Annotated in this window: 16 protein-coding genes; 10 read left to right on the plus strand and 6 right to left on the minus strand. The window is 70.0% G+C overall.

What is annotated here, in order from left to right; all coding sequences use genetic code 11:
* The first annotated feature begins 24 nt into the window (after positions 1–24).
* Both clpB and ACLJO0_RS02465 read left to right on the plus strand, forming a co-directional pair.
* Positions 25–2622, plus strand: a complete 2598-nt coding sequence (clpB, locus tag ACLJO0_RS02460) for an ATP-dependent chaperone ClpB (RefSeq protein WP_125797722.1) — start codon at positions 25–27, stop codon at positions 2620–2622.
* A gap of 198 nt (positions 2623–2820) precedes the next feature.
* Entirely contained in the window at positions 2821–3531 is a 711-nt protein-coding gene (locus ACLJO0_RS02465; protein ID WP_125784786.1) for a hypothetical protein, read from the plus strand.
* On the opposite strand, the gene ACLJO0_RS02470 is transcribed toward ACLJO0_RS02465, so the two are convergent.
* Entirely contained in the window at positions 3528–4652 is a 1125-nt protein-coding gene (locus tag ACLJO0_RS02470) for a hypothetical protein (RefSeq protein ID WP_410576371.1), read from the minus strand. The two genes, ACLJO0_RS02465 and ACLJO0_RS02470, sit on opposite strands and share 4 nt — an antisense overlap.
* A gap of 121 nt (positions 4653–4773) precedes the next feature.
* Between ACLJO0_RS02470 and ACLJO0_RS02475 the strand changes: the two genes are divergently transcribed.
* Positions 4774–5541 carry an SDR family NAD(P)-dependent oxidoreductase gene (locus ACLJO0_RS02475; protein WP_125790866.1) on the plus strand — a complete coding sequence of 256 codons (768 nt, stop codon included), beginning with the start codon at positions 4774–4776 and terminating at the stop codon, positions 5539–5541.
* Positions 5542–5746: 205 nt separating this feature from the next.
* On the opposite strand, the gene ACLJO0_RS02480 is transcribed toward ACLJO0_RS02475, so the two are convergent.
* Positions 5747–6217, minus strand: a complete 471-nt coding sequence (locus tag ACLJO0_RS02480; RefSeq protein ID WP_410576372.1) for an MgtC/SapB family protein — start codon at positions 6215–6217, stop codon at positions 5747–5749.
* Positions 6218–6280: 63 nt separating this feature from the next.
* Here ACLJO0_RS02480 and ACLJO0_RS02485 point away from each other — a divergent pair, with 63 nt between their 5' ends.
* The 6 genes from ACLJO0_RS02485 (at position 6281) to ACLJO0_RS02510 (ending at position 11928) form a co-directional block, all read left to right on the plus strand.
* Positions 6281–6763, plus strand: coding sequence for a PepSY domain-containing protein (locus tag ACLJO0_RS02485; protein ID WP_410576373.1), 483 nt, complete (start codon positions 6281–6283; stop codon positions 6761–6763).
* Positions 6764–6834: 71 nt separating this feature from the next.
* On the plus strand, positions 6835–7593 hold the full coding sequence (locus ACLJO0_RS02490) for an ABC transporter ATP-binding protein (protein WP_410576374.1): 759 nt from the start codon (positions 6835–6837) through the stop codon (positions 7591–7593).
* Positions 7593–10127, plus strand: a complete 2535-nt coding sequence (locus ACLJO0_RS02495) for an FtsX-like permease family protein (RefSeq protein WP_410576953.1) — start codon at positions 7593–7595, stop codon at positions 10125–10127. The genes ACLJO0_RS02490 and ACLJO0_RS02495 overlap by 1 nt, the downstream gene beginning before the upstream one ends.
* Before the next feature lie 58 nt (positions 10128–10185).
* Positions 10186–10749 (plus strand): orotate phosphoribosyltransferase, encoded by a 564-nt coding sequence (gene pyrE / locus ACLJO0_RS02500; RefSeq protein WP_396554175.1) that lies wholly within the window; start codon positions 10186–10188, stop codon positions 10747–10749.
* A 118-nt stretch (positions 10750–10867) separates the two neighbouring features.
* Positions 10868–11260, plus strand: a complete 393-nt coding sequence (locus ACLJO0_RS02505) for a DUF2784 domain-containing protein (RefSeq protein ID WP_125790871.1) — start codon at positions 10868–10870, stop codon at positions 11258–11260.
* Positions 11261–11274: 14 nt separating this feature from the next.
* Complete coding sequence (locus ACLJO0_RS02510; protein WP_410576375.1) at positions 11275–11928, plus strand: TrmH family RNA methyltransferase; 654 nt, start codon at positions 11275–11277, stop codon at positions 11926–11928.
* A gap of 94 nt (positions 11929–12022) precedes the next feature.
* On the opposite strand, the gene ACLJO0_RS02515 is transcribed toward ACLJO0_RS02510, so the two are convergent.
* Positions 12023–14158 (minus strand): molybdopterin-dependent oxidoreductase, encoded by a 2136-nt coding sequence (locus tag ACLJO0_RS02515; RefSeq protein ID WP_410576376.1) that lies wholly within the window; start codon positions 14156–14158, stop codon positions 12023–12025.
* 73 nt (positions 14159–14231) lie between these two features.
* Here ACLJO0_RS02515 and ACLJO0_RS02520 point away from each other — a divergent pair, with 73 nt between their 5' ends.
* Positions 14232–15242: a glycoside hydrolase family 76 protein gene (locus ACLJO0_RS02520; protein WP_410576377.1), complete on the plus strand. Its 1011-nt coding sequence runs from the start codon at positions 14232–14234 to the stop codon at positions 15240–15242.
* A gap of 72 nt (positions 15243–15314) precedes the next feature.
* Here the strand turns inward: ACLJO0_RS02520 and ACLJO0_RS02525 are convergent, their stop codons facing one another.
* The 3 genes from ACLJO0_RS02525 to ACLJO0_RS02535 all read right to left on the minus strand — a co-directional run bounded on the left by ACLJO0_RS02525 (position 15315) and on the right by ACLJO0_RS02535 (position 17928).
* On the minus strand, positions 15315–15848 hold the full coding sequence (locus tag ACLJO0_RS02525) for a GNAT family N-acetyltransferase (RefSeq protein ID WP_410576378.1): 534 nt from the start codon (positions 15846–15848) through the stop codon (positions 15315–15317).
* An 87-nt stretch (positions 15849–15935) separates the two neighbouring features.
* Positions 15936–16805 carry a LacI family DNA-binding transcriptional regulator gene (locus ACLJO0_RS02530; RefSeq protein WP_410576379.1) on the minus strand — a complete coding sequence of 290 codons (870 nt, stop codon included), beginning with the start codon at positions 16803–16805 and terminating at the stop codon, positions 15936–15938.
* 88 nt (positions 16806–16893) lie between these two features.
* Positions 16894–17928 (minus strand): LacI family DNA-binding transcriptional regulator, encoded by a 1035-nt coding sequence (locus ACLJO0_RS02535; RefSeq protein ID WP_410576380.1) that lies wholly within the window; start codon positions 17926–17928, stop codon positions 16894–16896.
* Positions 17929–17978: the final 50 nt, after the last annotated feature.

Below are 17978 nucleotides of genomic sequence, written 5' to 3' on the forward strand. Positions count from 1 at the left end.
GCAGGACCTAGTACGAGGTGAGGGATGGACGCTTTCAACCCGACCACGAAGACCCAGCAGGCGATCTCGTCGGCGGCGCAGGCGGCCACCATGGCGGGCAACCCGCACGTGGCGGCCGCGCATCTGCTCGGCGCCCTGCTGGCGCAGGGTGAGGGGCTCACCGCCCCGCTGCTGACCGCGGTCGGGGCCGATCCGGAGCAGGTGCACAAGGAGCTGGAGCCGCTGATCGCGGCGCTGCCGTCGGCGACCGGCGCGACCGTGTCGAGCCCGCAGTTCGACGCGCACGCGGTCAAGGCGCTGACGCACGCGCAGAAGCTCGCGACCGAACTCGGCGACGAGTACGTCTCGACGGAGCACCTCCTCGTCGGCCTCGCCACCGAGGGCGGCCCGGTGGCCGACCTGCTCAAACGGCACGGCGCCACCCCGGACGCGTTGCGTGACGCGTTCGCCAAGGTGCGCGGCTCCGCGCGGATCACCAGCCCGGATCCGGAGAGCACCTTCAAAGCGCTGGAGAAGTACGGCGTCGACCTGACCGAACGCGCCCGCGCCGGCGAGCTGGACCCGGTGATCGGCCGCGACACCGAGATCCGCCGCGTGGTGCAGGTGCTCTCGCGCCGCACCAAGAACAACCCGGTGCTCATCGGCGAACCCGGCGTCGGCAAGACGGCCATCGTCGAAGGGCTCGCCCAGCGCATCGTCGCCGGTGACGTGCCGGAATCGCTGCGCGGCAAGCGAGTGGTGGCGCTGGACCTCGGCTCGATGGTCGCCGGGGCCAAGTTCCGCGGCGAGTTCGAGGAGCGGCTGAAGGCCGTGCTCAAGGAGATCACCGACTCCGCGGGCGAGGTCGTCACCTTCATCGACGAGCTGCACACCATCGTCGGCGCCGGCGCGACCGGCGAGGGAGCGATGGACGCGGGCAACATGATCAAGCCGATGCTCGCGCGCGGTGAGCTGCGGATGGTCGGCGCGACCACGCTCGACGAGTACCGGCAGCACATCGAGAAGGACGCCGCGCTGGAGCGGCGCTTCCAGCAGGTACTGGTCGGCGAACCGTCCACAGAGGACACCATCGGTATCCTGCGCGGGCTCAAGGAGCGGTACGAGGTGCACCACGGGGTGCGCATCACCGATGCCGCGCTGGTCGCCGCCGCGACCCTGTCCGACCGCTACATCACCGCCCGGTTCCTGCCGGACAAGGCGATCGACCTTGTCGACGAGGCCGCGTCGAAGCTCCGCATGGAGATCGACTCGCGGCCGGTCGAGATCGACGAGGTCGAGCGCGCCGTGCGGCGGATGGAGATCGAGGAGATGGCACTGTCCAAAGAGGACGATGCCGCCTCCAAGGACCGGCTCGCCGTGCTGCGCTCGGAGCTGGCCGAAAAGCGCGAGACGCTGACCGCGCTGACGGCGCGCTGGCAGAACGAGAAGGGCTCCATCGAACGCGTCCGCGACCTCAAGGGGCAGCTGGAGCAGCTGCGCGGCGAGTCCGAACGCGCCGAACGCGACGGCGACCTCGGCAAGGCCGCCGAACTCCGCTACGGCCGGATTCCCGCGCTGGAGAAGGAGTTCGAGGCCGCGATCGCCGCCAGCGAGGTCAGCCAGCAGAACGTCATGCTCAAGGAAGAGGTCGGCGCGGACGACGTCGCGGACGTGGTCAGCGCGTGGACCGGCATCCCGGCCGGGCGGCTGCTGGAGGGCGAGACGGGCAAGCTGCTCCGGATGGAGGAGGAGCTCGGCAAGCGTGTCGTCGGGCAGAAGGAGGCCGTGCAGGTCGTCTCGGACGCGGTGCGCCGCACCCGGGCAGGCGTCGCCGACCCCGACCGGCCGACCGGTTCGTTCCTGTTCCTCGGCCCGACCGGCGTCGGCAAGACCGAGCTGGCGAAGGCGCTGGCCGAGTTCCTGTTCGACGACGAGCGCGCGATGCTGCGGATCGACATGAGCGAGTACGCCGAGAAGCATTCGGTGGCGCGCCTGGTCGGGGCGCCTCCTGGCTACGTCGGTTACGACCAGGGCGGGCAGCTGACCGAGTCGGTGCGCAGGCGGCCGTATTCGGTGGTGCTGCTGGACGAGGTCGAGAAGGCGCACCCGGACGTGTTCGACGTGCTCCTGCAGGTGCTCGACGACGGACGGCTCACCGACGGCCAAGGCCGCACGGTGGACTTCCGCAACACGATCCTGGTGCTGACCTCGAACCTCGGTTCGCAGGCCATCGCCGACCCGGCGCTCGACGAGCGTCAGCGCAACGACGCGGTGATGTCGGTGGTGCAGCGGCAGTTCAAACCGGAGTTCCTGAACCGGCTGGACGACATCGTGGTCTTCCACGCGCTCGGCACCGACGAGCTGACGTCCATTGTGGACATCCAGATCGATCGGCTCGCCACCCGGCTTTCGCGGCGGCGCCTGACGCTGGACGTCACCGCCGGGGCCCGCGAGTGGCTCGCGCTGAACGGCTTCGACCCGATCTACGGCGCGCGGCCGCTGCGGCGGCTGGTGCAGTCGGCGATCGGCGACAAGCTGGCGAAACAGCTGCTGGCCGGTGAGATCCGGGACGGCGACACGGTCCGGGTCGACATCCCGGCACAGGAGGCGTCGGACGCGCTCACGGTCACTCGGGTGGACTGACGCGGATCGGTCACCCGCCGAACGCCAGGAAAGGTCCTTTCCTTGCGAAATTCGCCAGGAAAGGACCTTTCCTGGCATTGGCGACACAGCGATTTGTCGACGTTTCGGCCGGTCTTCGGGGCGCGGCACCGAAAGGGGTGGCGCGACACGGCGCCCGGCGATCACATCCGGTGAGGGCAGGGGGATACCCTGACCGGCGTGGGTATTCCGGCGTGGATCTGGTTCGTCATCGCCGCCGTCGCCTTGGTGGCGGGGCTGGCGCTGCTCGCGGCCGACCGGGCGAAGGAGGGCTCGCGTAATCGCGAGCGAATGCGCTGGGCCGAGCTGCGCGGCTGGCAGTTCGTCGAAGAGGACGAGCGGTTGCCGCGGCAGTGGTCCAACGGCGCGATCGGGTACTTCGGCGCGCAGCTGGCGGTCAACGTCGTGGCCGGGTCCACCTTCACCTCCGACGGGCGGCGCCCGGTCTTCATCTTCGACATCGAGACCGAGGGCCAGATCCCGGCGGTCGTGGTCGCCGTCCGGTGCAACCGTGTGCACGAGGTGCCGCTGGAGATGTGGCTGTCCAGCGTGCCGTTCCAGCGCCAGGACATGCCCGAGATGCTCGGCCCGATCGGCCAGCGCTACGCCTTCGCCGACGACTCCGAGGGCGCCCGCAAGGTGATCACGCAGGACCTCGTCGACGCGGCCGATTCGCTCGGCGGCGACGTCGGTGTGGCGTGGCTGGAGAACGAGTGGGTGCTCGCGAGCGTCGCCCCGAACGCCGGACCGTCGCGGCTCGAGCGGCTGCTGCGCGACCTCGGCGAGATCGCCGACATCGTCGACCCGTTCGACGAGGAGTACGACAACGCCTCGACCCCGGGCCGCCACTGGCAGGCCGAAGCCGCCGACGACATCGAGCCGCAGAGCTAGGAACGCTCGAGTTCCAACGGGAGCGCTCCGGCGGTCGCGCCGGTGTGCCACGACTGACCGAGCACGGTCGGATCGAGCGTCCCGGACTGCGTCACCCGCCCCGCCTGCGCGGGATCGGTGGTCGGCAGGACTCCGCGCAGGGTCGTCGTCGTGGAGCCGCGGACGGACGCCGTGTCGCCGATGCCGAGGTCTCCGCTGATCCGGTGCGAACCGGCGCCGGTGAGCCCGGCGCCGTGCTGCGCCAGCTCCAGGTCCTGCCCGGTGGTCACCAGCCCGGACGACGGGCCGATGGTGCCGCCGAGCGCGTGTTCCTGGCCGAAGCCGGTACCCGACCCGACGTCCAGCGGCAGGAGACCCTTGAACCGGCCGTTGCCGTGCTGCGCCGACGTCGTCCCGACGGCGGCGAGTTCGCCGACATCGACGGCGTGCCCGGAAGACCGGCCCGCCTCCAGCACGCCGCCGAGGTCACCGGAGAAGCCGCCGTCGAGCCGCAGGGCCCGGTCGAGGCCGCCGCCGACGTGCTGCTCCGTCTCGTTGATCACGCCGACCCCGGGCAGCGGCCGGACGGCGTGATAAGTCCCCTCGGCCGCGCGGAGACCGCGGCTGTCCTCGGAAACAAGGGTGGGGACGCCGGTGAGCGTGGCCTCGGTCAACCGGGTGCCGGTCCGCTCGAGTTCGGTCTCGTTCCCGGCGACGACACTGCCGTAGCGGTCGAGCTTCACCGCTTCCCGCTGGCCCTGCTTGACGGCCTCAGTGGTCTTCGCCGCGGCGAGCACGCCGACCTTGTCCGGACGCGCCGTGACACCTTCGCGGGTCTCGACGGTCTCGCTCACCGACCGGCGGACGTCCGCGACGGCTTTGACGTCGCCGACGTCCTTGCTGAAGACGTCCCGTTCGGTGTTGGTCAGGAAACCGCGGAAGACGGACGTGTCGCCTTCGCTGGTGAAGCCGACACTGCGATCGAGGGTGCCTTCGCGCTGGTGATCGAGTGGAAGCGGGATCGACGGATCGGTCTGGGCGGCTAGTGCGGTGGCCGGACCGGCGAACAACAAGGCCAGCGGTGCCGCGCCGGCCGCGACTTTGGGCAGGTAGCTCGGCTTGCGCCTGCTGTGCTTCCCCATGGGGCCGGACGATACTTCCCGACTTGAGCGGTTGCACGTCAAATCCCCACGGTGGGTGACCCCCACACTCGCCCCTCCAGGCACTCTCCGCCGAACCCGACCGAGGAGTAGGTTCGGCGACATGACCCAGACCGCACTGATCACCGGCGCCACCGCCGGCATCGGCGCGCAGTTCGCGCGCACGCTCGCCGCCGAGGCGTACGACCTCGTGCTCGTCGCTCGCGACGTCGACCGGCTGGAGAGCTTCGCCGCGGAACTGGTCGATGCGCACGGCGTCGACGTCGTCGTCCTGCCCGCCGATCTGTCCGAAGTGGACGGACGTGCGCTGGTCGAGACACGGCTGGCCGAAGAGCCGGTGGACCTCTTGGTGAACAACGCGGGCTTCGGGCTCAACGGCGATTTCTGGACCATCCCGCCGGACGCGCTGCAACGTCAGCTCGACGTCAACGTCACCGCCGTCCTGCGGCTCACCCGCGCGGCGCTGCCGGGGATGATCGACCGCGGCGAAGGCGCGATCATCAATGTCAGCTCGGTCGCGGGCTTCTTCAGTGGCCGCGGTTCGACGTACACGGCCAGCAAGAACTGGGTCACCTCGTTCACCGAGGGCATCGCGGCCTCGCTGCCGAAGAACATCCGCATGATGGCGCTCTGCCCCGGGTTCACCACCACGGAGTTCCACGAGCGGGCCGGACTGGCCAAACCCGGTCCGAAGGCGTTCTGGCTCGGCGTCGACCAAGTCGTGGACGAGGCGCTCGCGGATCTGCGCCGCGGCAAGGTGATCTCGGTGCCGAGCCTGCAGTACAAGGCACTCGTCGCGGTCGGCGGGCTGCTGCCGCGCGCGGTACTGCGGAAGCTCGGCGGCGGTTTCGGCGGCAAGGGCCGTACTTAGGCGCTGTCCTGCAAGTCGTGTTCGCGGTCTTCGCGACCCGCTCCGACTCGCCGAAGAGGCCGATACCCGTCCGCCGGTCAGTCCTTCATCGCAGAGTCCACGGCCTAGTCGTCGTCCGCGGTTTCGATCGACCGCACGCCGTCGGCCCCGGCGAGCACGGTGGGGGCGGCGGTGGCATCGGGGCCGGTGAGGTCGAGCGTCACCGTTACTTCGCCGTCGCGGTCGTCGGCGATCCGCAGGGAAGTCGTGCGGTCAGCCGGGTGAAACCGAGCACCACCACGAAATGCATGGCCGTCACCACGACGGCCAGCAGCAGTAATCCGGCGCCCGCCGCCATGCCGATGGCCGCGGTCTCCCAGACGGCGGCGGCCGTGGTGAGTCCCCGGATCGCGCCCTGTCTGGTGATGATCAGCCCGGCGCCGAGGAAACCGACACCGGAGACGATCTGCGCGGCGATCCGTGACGGGTCGAGTACCACCTGCCCGGTCGCGAGGATATCGCCGAAACCGTACTTACTGACCAAAAGGATCAGCGCGGACGCGGTGCCCACGATGGTCTGCGTCCGCAGTCCGGCGCTCTTGCCCCTGAGCTGCCGTTCCAGTCCGATCGCCGCCGACAGCGCGAACGCCGTCGTCAGCTCACCGATCTGGAGCCAGCCTTGTCCGTTGGAGAGCATCACCCCACATTGTCCTCCCGCGGAAGACGGTTCGAGCCCCTGCCGGGCGGGTACGCGTGGATCATGAAGTCATCACTTCTTGTCATCGCGGTGGCGCTGACGCTGGCCGCCTGTTCCACCGAACAGGCACCCGCCCCGGCGGCATCGGGGCCGGTCGAAGCCCAGCCGGTGAAGGCGATCCAAGCGGCGGCGGGCGCTTTGCCCGACGGACGGGTGTTCGACGTGGAGCCCGCGAACGACGGGTGGGAGATCAAGGTCGCGTCGCACGGGCAGGAATACAAGGTGCGCGTGAGCCCGGACGGCGGCCAGGTCCTCGGCAAGCAACAGGCCGCCAAGCCGAGCGACGACTTGGCGAAGGTCGAGCAGGCGGCTGTCGACGCGGTCAAGGCGCTCCAGGCCGCGCAGCAACGTCAGCCGGGCGACCTCGACGAGATGGAGGTCGACTACGCCGCCGACGGCACCCTCGTCTGGGAAGTGGAGCTCCGCGACGGCAAAGGGATCGAGCACGACGTCAACGTCGACGCCAGGACCGGTGCGGTGAGGTAGGGCCCGCCCCACCAAGGAGACGCACGTTCGCACCAGGGTGTGTCCGGCCGGGAATTCCTAAGGTTTTCCCCATGAACACTGGGTGGAACGGTGACGCGGTCCGGCTCGACGGCGTCCGCAAGGAATACGGCAAGGGCGTCGTCGCCCTGGACGGGGTGACGCTGGCGTTCCCGCGCGGCGGTTTCACCGCGGTGATGGGCCCCTCGGGTTCGGGCAAGAGCACCTTCCTGCACTGCGCGGCCGGGCTGGACCGCCCGACGTCGGGGTCCGTCGTACTCGACGGGCAGGAACTGGCCGGGATGAACGAAACGAAGCTGACGAAGCTGCGCCGCGACCGGGTCGGGTTCATCTTCCAGGCCTTCAACCTGCTCCCGGCGCTGACGGTCGAGCAGAACGTCACGCTCCCTCAGCAGCTCGCCGGCGCCAAGCCGGACCGACGGGTCGTCGAGGAGATGCTGACCCGCGTCGGGCTTTCCGGCCGCCGCAAGCACTTTCCCGGTGAACTCTCCGGTGGGCAGGCGCAGCGCGTCGCGATCGCGCGGGCACTGGTCACCCGGCCCGCGGTGGTCTTCGCCGACGAGCCGACCGGCGCGCTCGACACCCGCACCGCCGCCGAAGTCCTCGCGCTGCTGCGCGATTCGGTCCGGACGACCGGCCAGACGGTGATCATGGTGACCCACGATCCGATGGCCGCCTCCTACGCCGACCGCGTCATCTTCCTCGCCGACGGCCGGATCGCGGACGAACTGCACGCGCCGACGGCGGACGTCGTCGCCGAACGCATGATCCACCTGGGTGCCTGGGGCAGCCAGGTCAGGTCCGGTGCGTGATGCTGCGACTCGCCTTCCGGACCCTGCGCCTGCGCAAGGGCGGATTCATCGGCACCTTCATCGCCGTCTTCTTCGGCGCGCTGATCGTCGCCTCCTGCGGTGGCCTGATGGAGACCGGGATCCGCAGCAACGCGGAACCCCAGCGCCTCGCCGCCGCGCCGATCGTCGTCACCGGCGGCCAGACCTTCGCACTGCCCAAGGCGGACCCCGCCTCCCTCGAAGCCGATGACAAGCGCAAATTCGAGGACGCGCGACTCCCCGAGCGTGTCCGGCTCGACGACGGGCTGGTTTCCCGGCTGCGGTCCGTCCCCGGTGTCTCGGACGTCGTCGGTGAAGTGAGCTTCCCGCTCGCGGCGGGCGGCAAGCCCGCCCTCGGCCACGCTTGGGACTCCGCCACGCTGACCCCGTACACGCTGGCCGACGGGGTCGCGCCCGCCGCGGGCGAGGTCGTTGTCGAGTCGACGTCCGGTTTCAAACCCGGCGACCGGATCGACGTCGCCGCCCACGGCGAGATCGAAGGCTTCCGGGTGTCGGGCGTGGCCGGTGCGCCGCGTTCGATCACGCAGGCCGCCATGTTCTTCTCCGCCGCCGATGCCGCCCGGCTCTCCGGGTACCCCGGCAAGGCCGACGTCATCGGCGTCTTCACCGACCCTGGCGCCGACCTCGAAGCGGTGCGGGCGAAGGTCGCCGAGGTCGCTACCGGGGCGAACGTCCTGAGCGGGATCGACCGCGGTGTCGCGGAGTTCCCCGAGGCCGATTCGAGCGGGGCCAACCTGATCGTCATCGCCGCGGTGTCCGGTGGGCTTTCGGTGATGGTCGCGATGTTCGTCGTCGCCAGCACGCTCAGCCTGTCCACCCAGCAGCGTTCGCGCGAACTCGCGTTGATGCGGGCGATCGGCACGACCCCGCGCCAGCTCCGGCGCATGGTGCTCGGCGAAGCGCTGGCCGTCGGCCTCCTCGCCACCGCGCTCGCCGCCGTCCTCGGCCCGTTCCTCGGCGAGTGGCTGTTCGGGCAGCTCGTCGAAAACGGTGTGGTGCCCGGGGTTCTGCAGTTCTACCAAGGCTGGCTGCCCGCCGTCGTCGGTGCGGGCGCCGCGATGCTCGCGGTGTTCATCGCCGCCTTCTTCGCGGGCCGCCGCGCCGGGAAGATCCGGCCGACCGAGGCGCTCGCCGAGGCCGCGGTGACCCGCCGCTGGCTGACCCCGACGCGGGTCGTGTTCGCAGCCCTCTGCTTCGGCGGCGGCACCGCGCTGGCCATCGTGACCGTCGCGGTGATGACCGGCCCGATCGCGGCCAGCACCGCCGGACCCGCGGTGATCCTCTGGGCGCTCGGCGTCGCGATGATCACTCCCGGCGTCGCCAAGGTGATGACGGCGATCCTGCAGTGGCCGATGCGCCTGTTCGGCGGGATCGCCGGGCACCTCGCCGTGCTCAACACCCGGGCCGGCATCGTCCGGGCGGCAGGCGCGGTCACCCCGATCATGCTCGCCGTCGGGATTGCGACCGCGAACATCTACCTGCAGACCACCCAGGAGGAACTGGCGAACCAGGCGTTCACCGAAGACGTCCGCGCCGACGCCGTGATCGCTTCCGCGGCGGGCGGGCTGTCCCCGGACCTCGTCCAGCGGATCCAGGCCGTGCCCGGGGTCGCCGGAGCGTCCGAGTACGTCACCAGCAGCGTGTTCCTCGAGGAGCCGTACGACTCCTCCGACGAGGGCCGTCCGGCGATCGGTCTCACCGCCTCCGGCGCGGCCGCGACCACCGACACCAAGGTGACCCAGGGCGACCTGAAGGCGTTGACCGGGATGACCGTCGCGCTCCCCGAGGCCTTCGCGAAGGACTTCGGCCGCGGCGTCGGCGACAAGCTGAGCCTGCGGCTCGGCGACGGCACCCCGGTCGACGTCAAGGTCGTCGCGGTGACCAGCCAGCGCCGCGGTTTCGAGAGCCTGCTACTCCCGGCCGGGCTGCTGGCCCCGCACACCACCGCCGGGCTCGCCCCGCAGATGCTGGTCCGCGCCACCCCGGACGTCGATCCGGCGGCGCTCACCGAACGGCTTCGCGAGGCGACGGCCGGGCAGCCGGTGTCCGTCGGCGACCGGGACGCGCTCGTCGCGGCGCACGCGAAGGACCAGGCCGTCGGCGCGTGGGTGAACTACCTGCTGGTCGGGATGATCATCGCCTACACGGTGATTTCGGTGGCCAACACGCTGGTGATGGCGACGGTGCGGCGGCGCCGCGAGTTCGGCCTCCAGCGGCTCGCCGGCTCGACCAGGGCGCAGGTGCTGCGGATGGCCGGCTACGAAGGCGGGCTCGTCGCGCTGCTCGGGATCGTGCTCGGCACCGTCGTCGCGGCGGGCTCGATCGTCCCGTTCTGCCTGGTGGCGACCGATTCCCTGCTGCCGATGGGCTCCCCGCTGATCTACCTGTCCATCATCGGGCTCGCGGCGGCGCTCGCGCTGGTGGCGACCCTGGTCCCGGCCTGGCTGGCGACCCGCGGGCAGGCCGTGGACGCCGCGACGTCCGGCAGTGACTGAGCGCACTGCGGGAAACACCCCGGTGGTGCGCCACGAGCCGTGTGTAAGACTCTCGGCCGTGGCGTACCCCGGTGTTGATCAAGCGGCGAAACTCGAACTGGCGAGACTGGTCGGCGAACTCTCCGTCGTGCACGGCAAGGTCACCTTGTCCTCCGGCAAGGAAGCCGACTACTACATCGACCTCCGGCGGGCGACGCTGCATCACGCGGCCGCCCCGCTCATCGGGAAGCTGCTCCGCCAGCTCACGCATGACTGGGACTACGTCGCCGCCGGCGGCCTGACCCTCGGCGCGGACCCGGTGGCGCTGGCCATGCTGCACTCCGCGGCCACCGACGGTGTCGTGCTCGACGCGTTCGTCGTCCGCAAGGGCGCCAAGGCGCACGGCATGCAGCGCCGGATCGAAGGCGTCGAGGTGCTCGGGCAGCGCGTGCTGGCCGTCGAGGACACCTCGACCACCGGCGGCAGCGTGCTCACCGCCGTCGAAGCGCTGCGCGAGGCCGGAGCGAACGTGGTCGGCGTCGCGACCGTCGTCGACAGGGACACCGGAGCGCGCGAGGCCATCGAGAAGGAAGGCCTCGAATACCGTTACATTCTGAACAAGGACGACCTCGGTCTGTCCTGAGTAAAGCGTCCCGAACGGGGCATCCTCCGTGCGAACGGAGGATGCCCCGTTTTTTCGTGAGCGTTTCTCAATACGAGAGGGGTAACGTCCCAGGTAGGGGTGTGAAAGGGGGCTTGAGGTGGCGGGTTTCCTGGCGAACGTGACAGTCGCGGTGCACATTTTCGCGCTGTTGTTCATCGGATTCGGTGGTTTTCTCGCGTGGCGGTGGCCGAAGGTGATCTTCGTGCATGTGTTCTTCGCCGCATGGGGGGTCCTCGTCAACGTCTTCCCGTGGCCTTGCCCGCTGACGGCGGCCGAGAACTACTTCCGGCACCAGCAGGGGCTCGGCGACCTGCCCGGCGGCTTCAACGCCTACTACCTGTACGACACCGTGTTCCCGCGCTCGTCGCTGCCGATCGTCGTCGTGATCGCGATGGCGACGGTGATCATCTCCTACGTCGGCACGGTCCAGCGCTGGCGGCACCGCCACCACGACGGGGAAGCACCGGCGCACCGCGTCAGCATGGGCTGAGTGACAATCACCGAGTGACTGAGGAAGAAGCCGGTCCCACCGAATGGGTGGCGAAGGAAGAGATCGGCGTCGGTCCGTGGGAGGGCGAGTGGCCCTCGGACGAGCGCTACGACCCGGAACTCCTGGCGAACGGCGACCGGCGCAACGTCGTCGACCCGTACCGCTACTGGCGGCGCGAGGCCATCGTGTCCGATGTGGACAGCCGTCGGCACCCGTTCCACGTGGCGATCGAGAACTTCCAGCACGACCACAACATCGGCACCGTGGTCCGGACGGCGAACGCGTTCGCCGCGGCCGCGGTGCACATCGTCGGGCGGCGGCGCTGGAACCGGCGCGGCGCCATGGTGACCGACCGCTACCAGCACCTTCTCCACCACGAGGACGTCAACGGGCTGCTGACCTTCGCCGCGACGGAGGGGCTCGCCGTGGTCGCCGTCGACAACACCCCCGGCTCGCAGCCCGTCGAGACCGCCGAACTGCCGCGTGACTGCGTCCTGCTGTTCGGCCAGGAAGGGCCGGGTCTGTCGGCCGAGGCGCAGAAGACGGCCGCGCTGGTCGTCTCGATCGCGCAGTTCGGCACGACCCGCTCGATCAACGCCGGCGTCGCCGCCGGGATCGTCATGCACGCCTGGATCCGGCAGCACGCCGACCTGTCTCAAGCCTGGTGACCCGAACCCCCGCAATTAGTCACCTACTTGCGGCTCTTCCGCGGGCGATCAAGCGCGAGTCACCGGCCGCAAGTAGGTGACTAATTGCGGGGGGCTAGACGGGGGCGACCTCGACGGGGATGCCGTTGAGCACGGCGGTTCCGGACGGGACGTCGAGCAGGGTCTCGTCGGCGACCAGGTTCGAGTTGACCCCGGCGTGCGCGGCCGCGACCCGCGTGCGCGTGCCGTCGACGTCGTGACCCCAGCCGTGCGGCATGCTCACCACGCCGGGCCGGACGTCGGCCGTGACCTCCACCGGGGCTTCCAGCTTTCCCGCCCGCGACGTCACCGACGCGAGCCCGCCGTCGGTCAGCCCGAGCCGGGACGCGTCGTCCGGGTGAACCTGGACGGTGCACCGGTTCCCGCCGCGGACCAGCGGTGTCAGGTTGTGCATCCACGAGTTGTTCGAGCTCAGGTGCCGCCGTCCGATCAGCAGCAGACCGCCGTCCGGTGTCTTTTCCAACTCCGCTCGCAGCCGCGGAACGTCCTTCGTGATCGCGTCCGGAGCCAGCTCGACCTTCCCGCTGGCGGTGGTGAGCACCTCCGGCAACCGCGGCTTCAGCGCGCCGAGGTCGATGCCGTGCGGGGCGGCTTCGAGGTCCGCCAGTTTCAGCCCGTACGGTCCGCCGCGCAGCATCAGGTCGATCATCCGCGCCGGTCCCGTGCGGCCTTCGGCGAGCGACAGGTCGACGCCGGTGCGCCGCGCCGTTTCGCCGGCGACCATCGTGTCGAAGGCGGCGACGTCGACGTCCGGGCCCTGGCCGGCGGCGATCCCGGCCATCCGCAGCAGGGTCACCCATTCCTGCGGCAGGTCCGTTTCGAGCGGCTGCGGAGTCCAGTTCGCGACGTTGCGCACGGCGAGCGCGTACAGCGCGACGTCGTAATGCGGCCGCTCCAGCGGTGACGGGCCGGGCAGGATGACGTCGGCGTGCCGCGTGGTCTCGTTGAGGTACACGTCGAGCGAGACCATGAAGTCCAGTTGCCGCAACGCTTCCGTGAGCCGCGCGGAGTTGGGCGTGCTCAGCGCCGGGTTGCCGCTGATGGTCACCAGCGCCCGCACCCTGCCCTCGCCGGGTGTCTCGATCTCGTCCGCGAGCGTGGCCACCGGCAGTTCGCCGAGCACCTCGGGATACCCGCGCACCCGGCTCGTCCAGCGGCCGCTGGTGAACGGCGAAGACCGGCGCGGCCGCCAGAGCGCGGGCAGCGGGAACATCACGCCGCCTTCGCGATCGAGGTTGCCGGTGAGCGTGTTGACGACATCGACCAGCCAGCTCGCGATGGTGCCGAAAGACTGCGTCGTGGTCCCCATCCGGCCGTACACCGCGGCGCGCTCGGCGTCCGCGAGTTCGAGTGCGATGCGGCGGATCTCGGCGGCGTCGAGCCCGGTCGCGGGCGCGACCGCCTCCGGGGTGAACGGCTCCGCGAGCACGCGAACCTCGTCGACGCCGTTGACGTGCTCTCCCGGATCGACCCGGTTCTCCGCGAACAGGACATTGACCAGCGCGAACAGGAACAACGCGTCGGTGCCGGGCCGGATCGCGTGGTGTTCGTCGGCGAGCTGGGCGGTCCGGGTGCGGCGCGGATCGAGGACGACGATCTTGCCGCCGCGCTTCTGGATCCCGCGCAGCCTGCCCCTGGTGTCGGCCGCGGTCATCAGGCTTCCGTTGGACACCAACGGGTTCGCGCCCAGGATGAGCAGGTGTCCGGTGCGGTCGAGGTCGGCGACGGGAATGGCCTGCGGGTCACCGAAGAGGTAGCCGGAGGAGAAGTGCTTCGGCATCTGGTCGACCGTGGTCGCGGTGTAGAAGTTCTTGGTGCCCAAGGCTTTGAAGAACACGCGGCCGTAGAGCACCAGCGCCGCGTTGTGCACCGTCGGGTTGCCGGAGTACACCGCGACGGCGTTCTTGCCGTACTCGTCGATGATCGGCCGGAGCCGCCGGTCGATCTCGGCGAACGCCTCGTCCCAGGTGACTTCGACGAACTCGCCGTCGCGTTTCACCAGTGGTGCGGTGAGCCTGTCCGGGTCGTGGTGCAGTGCGCCGAGCGAAGCGCCCTTCGGGCAGATGTAGCCCTGCGAGAAGACGTCCTCGCGGTCCCCCTGCACGCGGGTGACCAGGCTCTTCTCGTCGATCGTCACCTCCAGCCCGCAGGTGGCTTCGCAGAGCGGGCAGGTCACGTGCGCCGTGGTCATGAAGCACCTCGCGGGTTCGGGAGTCCTCCCAACATACTGAGCGGTATGTCAGCGGGCAAGGGATGATGGCGCGATGACTGCTCTCGCCGACCGGGCCGCGGCCGCCGAGCGCGCGATCCGCGACCGGCATCTGCGCGGTGTCTGGGGACTGCCCGGCACCGTGCTCGGCCGTAGCGGCTGGCCGCCCTCGATGGGCCAGCGCGTCCACTGGCACTGGAACTACTGGTGGCAGGCGCATCTGCTGGACACCCTCGTCGACGCGCAACTGCGAGATCCTTCACCGGATCGGTTGAAGCTGATCGACCGGTTCGTGCTGTCCGTGCGGTTGCGCAACTTCGGCAAGTGGATCAACGACTACTACGACGACATCGCCTGGCTCGGCCTCGCGCTGCAACGCGCCGGGCAGCTCGGGCTGGACGTCCGCGGCGGGCTGGAGGCGATCAGCTCGCGGCTGCGTGAAGGCTGGACCGACGACGCCGGCGGCGGGATCTGGTGGCGCGTCGGCGACGATTTCAAGAACGCCCCCGCGAACGGCCCGGCCGCGATCTTCCACGCCCGCGAAGGTGCGACACAGCACGCTCGTGGTTTGACCGACTGGATGACCGAGCGGCTCGTCGATCCGGAGAGCGGGCTGGTGTGGGACGGCCTGCGCGTCGGCAGCGGCGAGCTGGTGAAGCATATTTTCACGTACTGCCAAGGGGTTTATCTCGGCGCTTGCCTCGAACTGTCCGAAATGGACAGAGTGAAGCGCACGATCCGCGCGGTCGCGGACCACGTCGCGCCGAACGGGGTGATCCGGGGGCAGGAAGGCGGCGACGGCGGCCTGTTCGGCGGGATCCTGGCCCGGTACCTGGCGCTCGCGGCGCCGCTGTCGCCGAGCGGGATCGCGCGCGACCTGGTCATCCGGTCGGCTGAGGCTTGCTGGTCCGGCGCCACCGAGACGCCGCACGGGCCGCTCTTCAGCGCCGACTGGGCGACTCCGGCGCCTTCGCTGCCCCTCGCGGGTGATGCCCCGGAACGTGACCTGTCCGTTCAGGTGAGCGCGTGGATGCTCCTGGAGGCCGCGGCCACCCTTCGCAATTAGTCACCTACTTGCGACGGTCGAAAGGGCGCGCAAGCACGACGGGTGTCGCAAGTAGGTGACTAATTGCGGCGGTCACCAGACGTCGCCCGCACGCCAGTCGCAGGTGATCTCCCCGTCCAGATCGAGGGTGACGCCCACCGGCAGCACGTGGATCGACCCGTCTTCCTCCTTCGTCGGCTCCACGCCCGAAGGCGTCATGGCCGACGAAGTCCCGCGCCACAGCAGCCAACCGCGCGACGCGTAGAACTCCAGAGCCTCCTCGGACGCCGAAAGCGCCCCGAGGTCGTAAGCCTTCCGCAGGACCCGCTCCAGCGCGTCCATCATCGCGGCGCCGTGCCCGCGCCGCCGGTGATCCGACCGGACGGCGACCGCCTCGACATAACCCGTGCGGAGGACCCGCCCGTTGTGCACCAGCCGCCGCTGGACCAGCGACGCGTGCCCGATCAGCTCGCCGCCCTCCCAGATCAGCGTGTGCATGCCGCCGAGGGCGTTTTCCCAGTCGTCGTCGCTGAAATCGCCGTCGAACGCGTCGTCGAGCAGGGCGCGCGCCGCCTTCAGCACGGCGGCGTCGAGGTCGGCGGTGTGCACGGTCCACAGCTCGGTCATTCCGCCATCATCACCCGGCGGCGGGCTTCTGACCAGCGAGATCCGAAGCACTCTTCACCGCTGAGGGTCAATCGGCGCTGTAGTGATTCAGCAGCCGCACGAATGACGGTGTATGAAGCGCGGTGCGAGCCGTACGGATTCGGGTCGTCGCTCAGGGTCGGTGATCCGGGCCAGCAGGAGTTCGACGGCCTTGCGCCCGATCTCCTCGATCGGCTGCGCCATCGTGGTGACCGCCGGGGTCACCTGTCCCGCCCACTCCATGTCGCCGTAGCCGACGATCGCGAGGTCGCGCCCGATCCGGATGCCGAGCCGGTGCGCCTCGTACTGGACGCCGATCATCATCGCTTCGCTCGCCACCACGAGCGCGGTCGGCGACGGCCAGCTGTCCAGCAGTTTCGAGGTCGCGGCGGCCGCCCCGCCCGGCGTGGACCGCCCGCACGCGACCAGCTGCGACGTCCACCGGAGGCCGGAGCGGCCGAGGCCGAGCCGGTAGCCCAGCGCCCGCTCCTCGTAGGTGGTCATGTCCTCTTCGCCCGAGATGAAGCCGATCTTGCGGTGCCGCAGCCCGGCGAGGTGCCGCACGAGCGCGCACACGGCCTGGATGTTCTCGGAGCCGACCTGGTCGACGTCGTTGCGGCCGGCCATCCGGTCGACGAGCACGGTCGGCACGCCCATCCGGACCAGTCCGTTGATCACCGCTTCGTCGCCTGCCGCCGGGACGAGCAGCACACCGTCGACGCGGTCCGCCCGCAGCGCACGGATGACCGCGGCTTCTTCGGCGACGCTGTCCCCGGTGTCGGCGAGAGTGATTTCGCAGCCGTGACGGCGTGCGGCGCGGCGGATGGCGCGGACGAGTTCACCCGAATACGGGTTCGCGTGCATCGCCATGGCCACCCCGAACCGGTGGGTGACAGGGGTGTCCTCCCACAGGGGTAACGCCGGGGACAATGCGGTCATCGCTCCACGCCTTCATACGAGCCTGAATGACGGTAACGGCTGACGGAGCGTCGCTCGGCGGTGAGACCGGAAAGTCTCCCAACAATCATCAATGTGAGTGAACGAGAGCGCATCCGCAGGACGCGCGATGGCGGAGCGTAGGCGGAATACGCATCGTCTGGGCCTTGCGTGCCGGATCGTTGATCCGGGCCAGCAGGAGGCGCACCGCCTGTGTGCCGATCTCCTCGATCGGCTGAGCCATCGTGGTCAGCGGCGGATCCACCAGATCGGCCCATTCGACGTCGTCGTAGACCACGACCGGCAGGTCGACGCCCGCCCGCAGCCCGCGGCGCCGCAACTCGTGCAGCACGCCGACCATCATCGTGTCGTTGGCGACCACCAGCGCGGTCGGCGGCTCGGGCAGCGCGAGCAGTGTGCTCAGCGCGAGGGCCCCGCCGGCCTGCGAGGACTGCCCGCACGCGACCAGCTCCTCCGACCAGGTCAGACCCGAACGGCCGAGCCCCAAGCGATAGCCGAGGATCCGCTCCTCGCTGGTGCTCAGCCCGGCCGTGCCGCTGATCATGCCGATCCGCTGATGCCCGAGCGACGCCAGATGCGCCGTCAGCGCGGACGTCGATTGGATGTTCTCGGCGCCGACCTGGTCGACGTCGGTGCGGGTGGAGAGCCGGTCGATGAGCACGGTCGGGACGTCGAGCGAGACGAGTTCGCCGATCACCGAACCGTCGCCGGGCGACGGCGTGATCAGCAACCCGTCGACCCGGCGCGAACGCAGGGTCCGCACGGTCTCACGTTCGGTGTCGACGGTGTCGTGCGTGTCCGCGAGCAAGACCGTGTACCCGGCCAGTGCGGCCTCGCGTTCGATCGCCTGGATCAGGACGGCGAAGTACGGGTTCGCGACCAGGGAGATCGCGACGCCGATCGACCTCGTCCCGCCGGTCACCAGCGAGCGGGCGATGGCGTCACCGGTGTAGCCGGTCTGCTCGATCGCGCGGAGGACGGCCAGCTTGGTCTCTTCGGCCACCGCCCTTGTCCCGTTGACCACGTGGGAAACGGTGGTGATCGAGACCCCCGCCAGCTCGGCGATGTCGCGTTGGGTGGGCCGGGACGAGCGAGACGGCGGCATGACCAATCCTCGTGAAGTGCTCTGTCGAGAGAGTCTGGGCAAGCGTTTGC

It is taken from the genome of Amycolatopsis sp. lyj-108, from assembly GCF_046549005.1.
Lineage (GTDB): Bacteria > Actinomycetota > Actinomycetes > Mycobacteriales > Pseudonocardiaceae > Amycolatopsis.

Coding starts and splice junctions, on each gene's coding strand:
- clpB (WP_125797722.1), top strand. CDS start 25: ATGGACGCTTTCAACCCGACCACGAAGACCCAGCAGGCGATCTCGTCG.
- ACLJO0_RS02470 (WP_410576371.1), bottom strand. CDS start 4,652: ATGGGGAAGCACAGCAGGCGCAAGCCGAGCTACCTGCCCAAAGTCGCG.
- ACLJO0_RS02475 (WP_125790866.1), top strand. CDS start 4,774: ATGACCCAGACCGCACTGATCACCGGCGCCACCGCCGGCATCGGCGCG.
- ACLJO0_RS02480 (WP_410576372.1), bottom strand. CDS start 6,217: ATGCTCTCCAACGGACAAGGCTGGCTCCAGATCGGTGAGCTGACGACG.
- ACLJO0_RS02485 (WP_410576373.1), top strand. CDS start 6,281: ATGAAGTCATCACTTCTTGTCATCGCGGTGGCGCTGACGCTGGCCGCC.
- ACLJO0_RS02490 (WP_410576374.1), top strand. CDS start 6,835: ATGAACACTGGGTGGAACGGTGACGCGGTCCGGCTCGACGGCGTCCGC.
- ACLJO0_RS02495 (WP_410576953.1), top strand. CDS start 7,593: ATGCTGCGACTCGCCTTCCGGACCCTGCGCCTGCGCAAGGGCGGATTC.
- ACLJO0_RS02515 (WP_410576376.1), bottom strand. CDS start 14,158: ATGACCACGGCGCACGTGACCTGCCCGCTCTGCGAAGCCACCTGCGGG.
- ACLJO0_RS02520 (WP_410576377.1), top strand. CDS start 14,232: ATGACTGCTCTCGCCGACCGGGCCGCGGCCGCCGAGCGCGCGATCCGC.
- ACLJO0_RS02525 (WP_410576378.1), bottom strand. CDS start 15,848: ATGACCGAGCTGTGGACCGTGCACACCGCCGACCTCGACGCCGCCGTG.
- ACLJO0_RS02530 (WP_410576379.1), bottom strand. CDS start 16,805: ATGACCGCATTGTCCCCGGCGTTACCCCTGTGGGAGGACACCCCTGTC.
- ACLJO0_RS02535 (WP_410576380.1), bottom strand. CDS start 17,928: ATGCCGCCGTCTCGCTCGTCCCGGCCCACCCAACGCGACATCGCCGAG.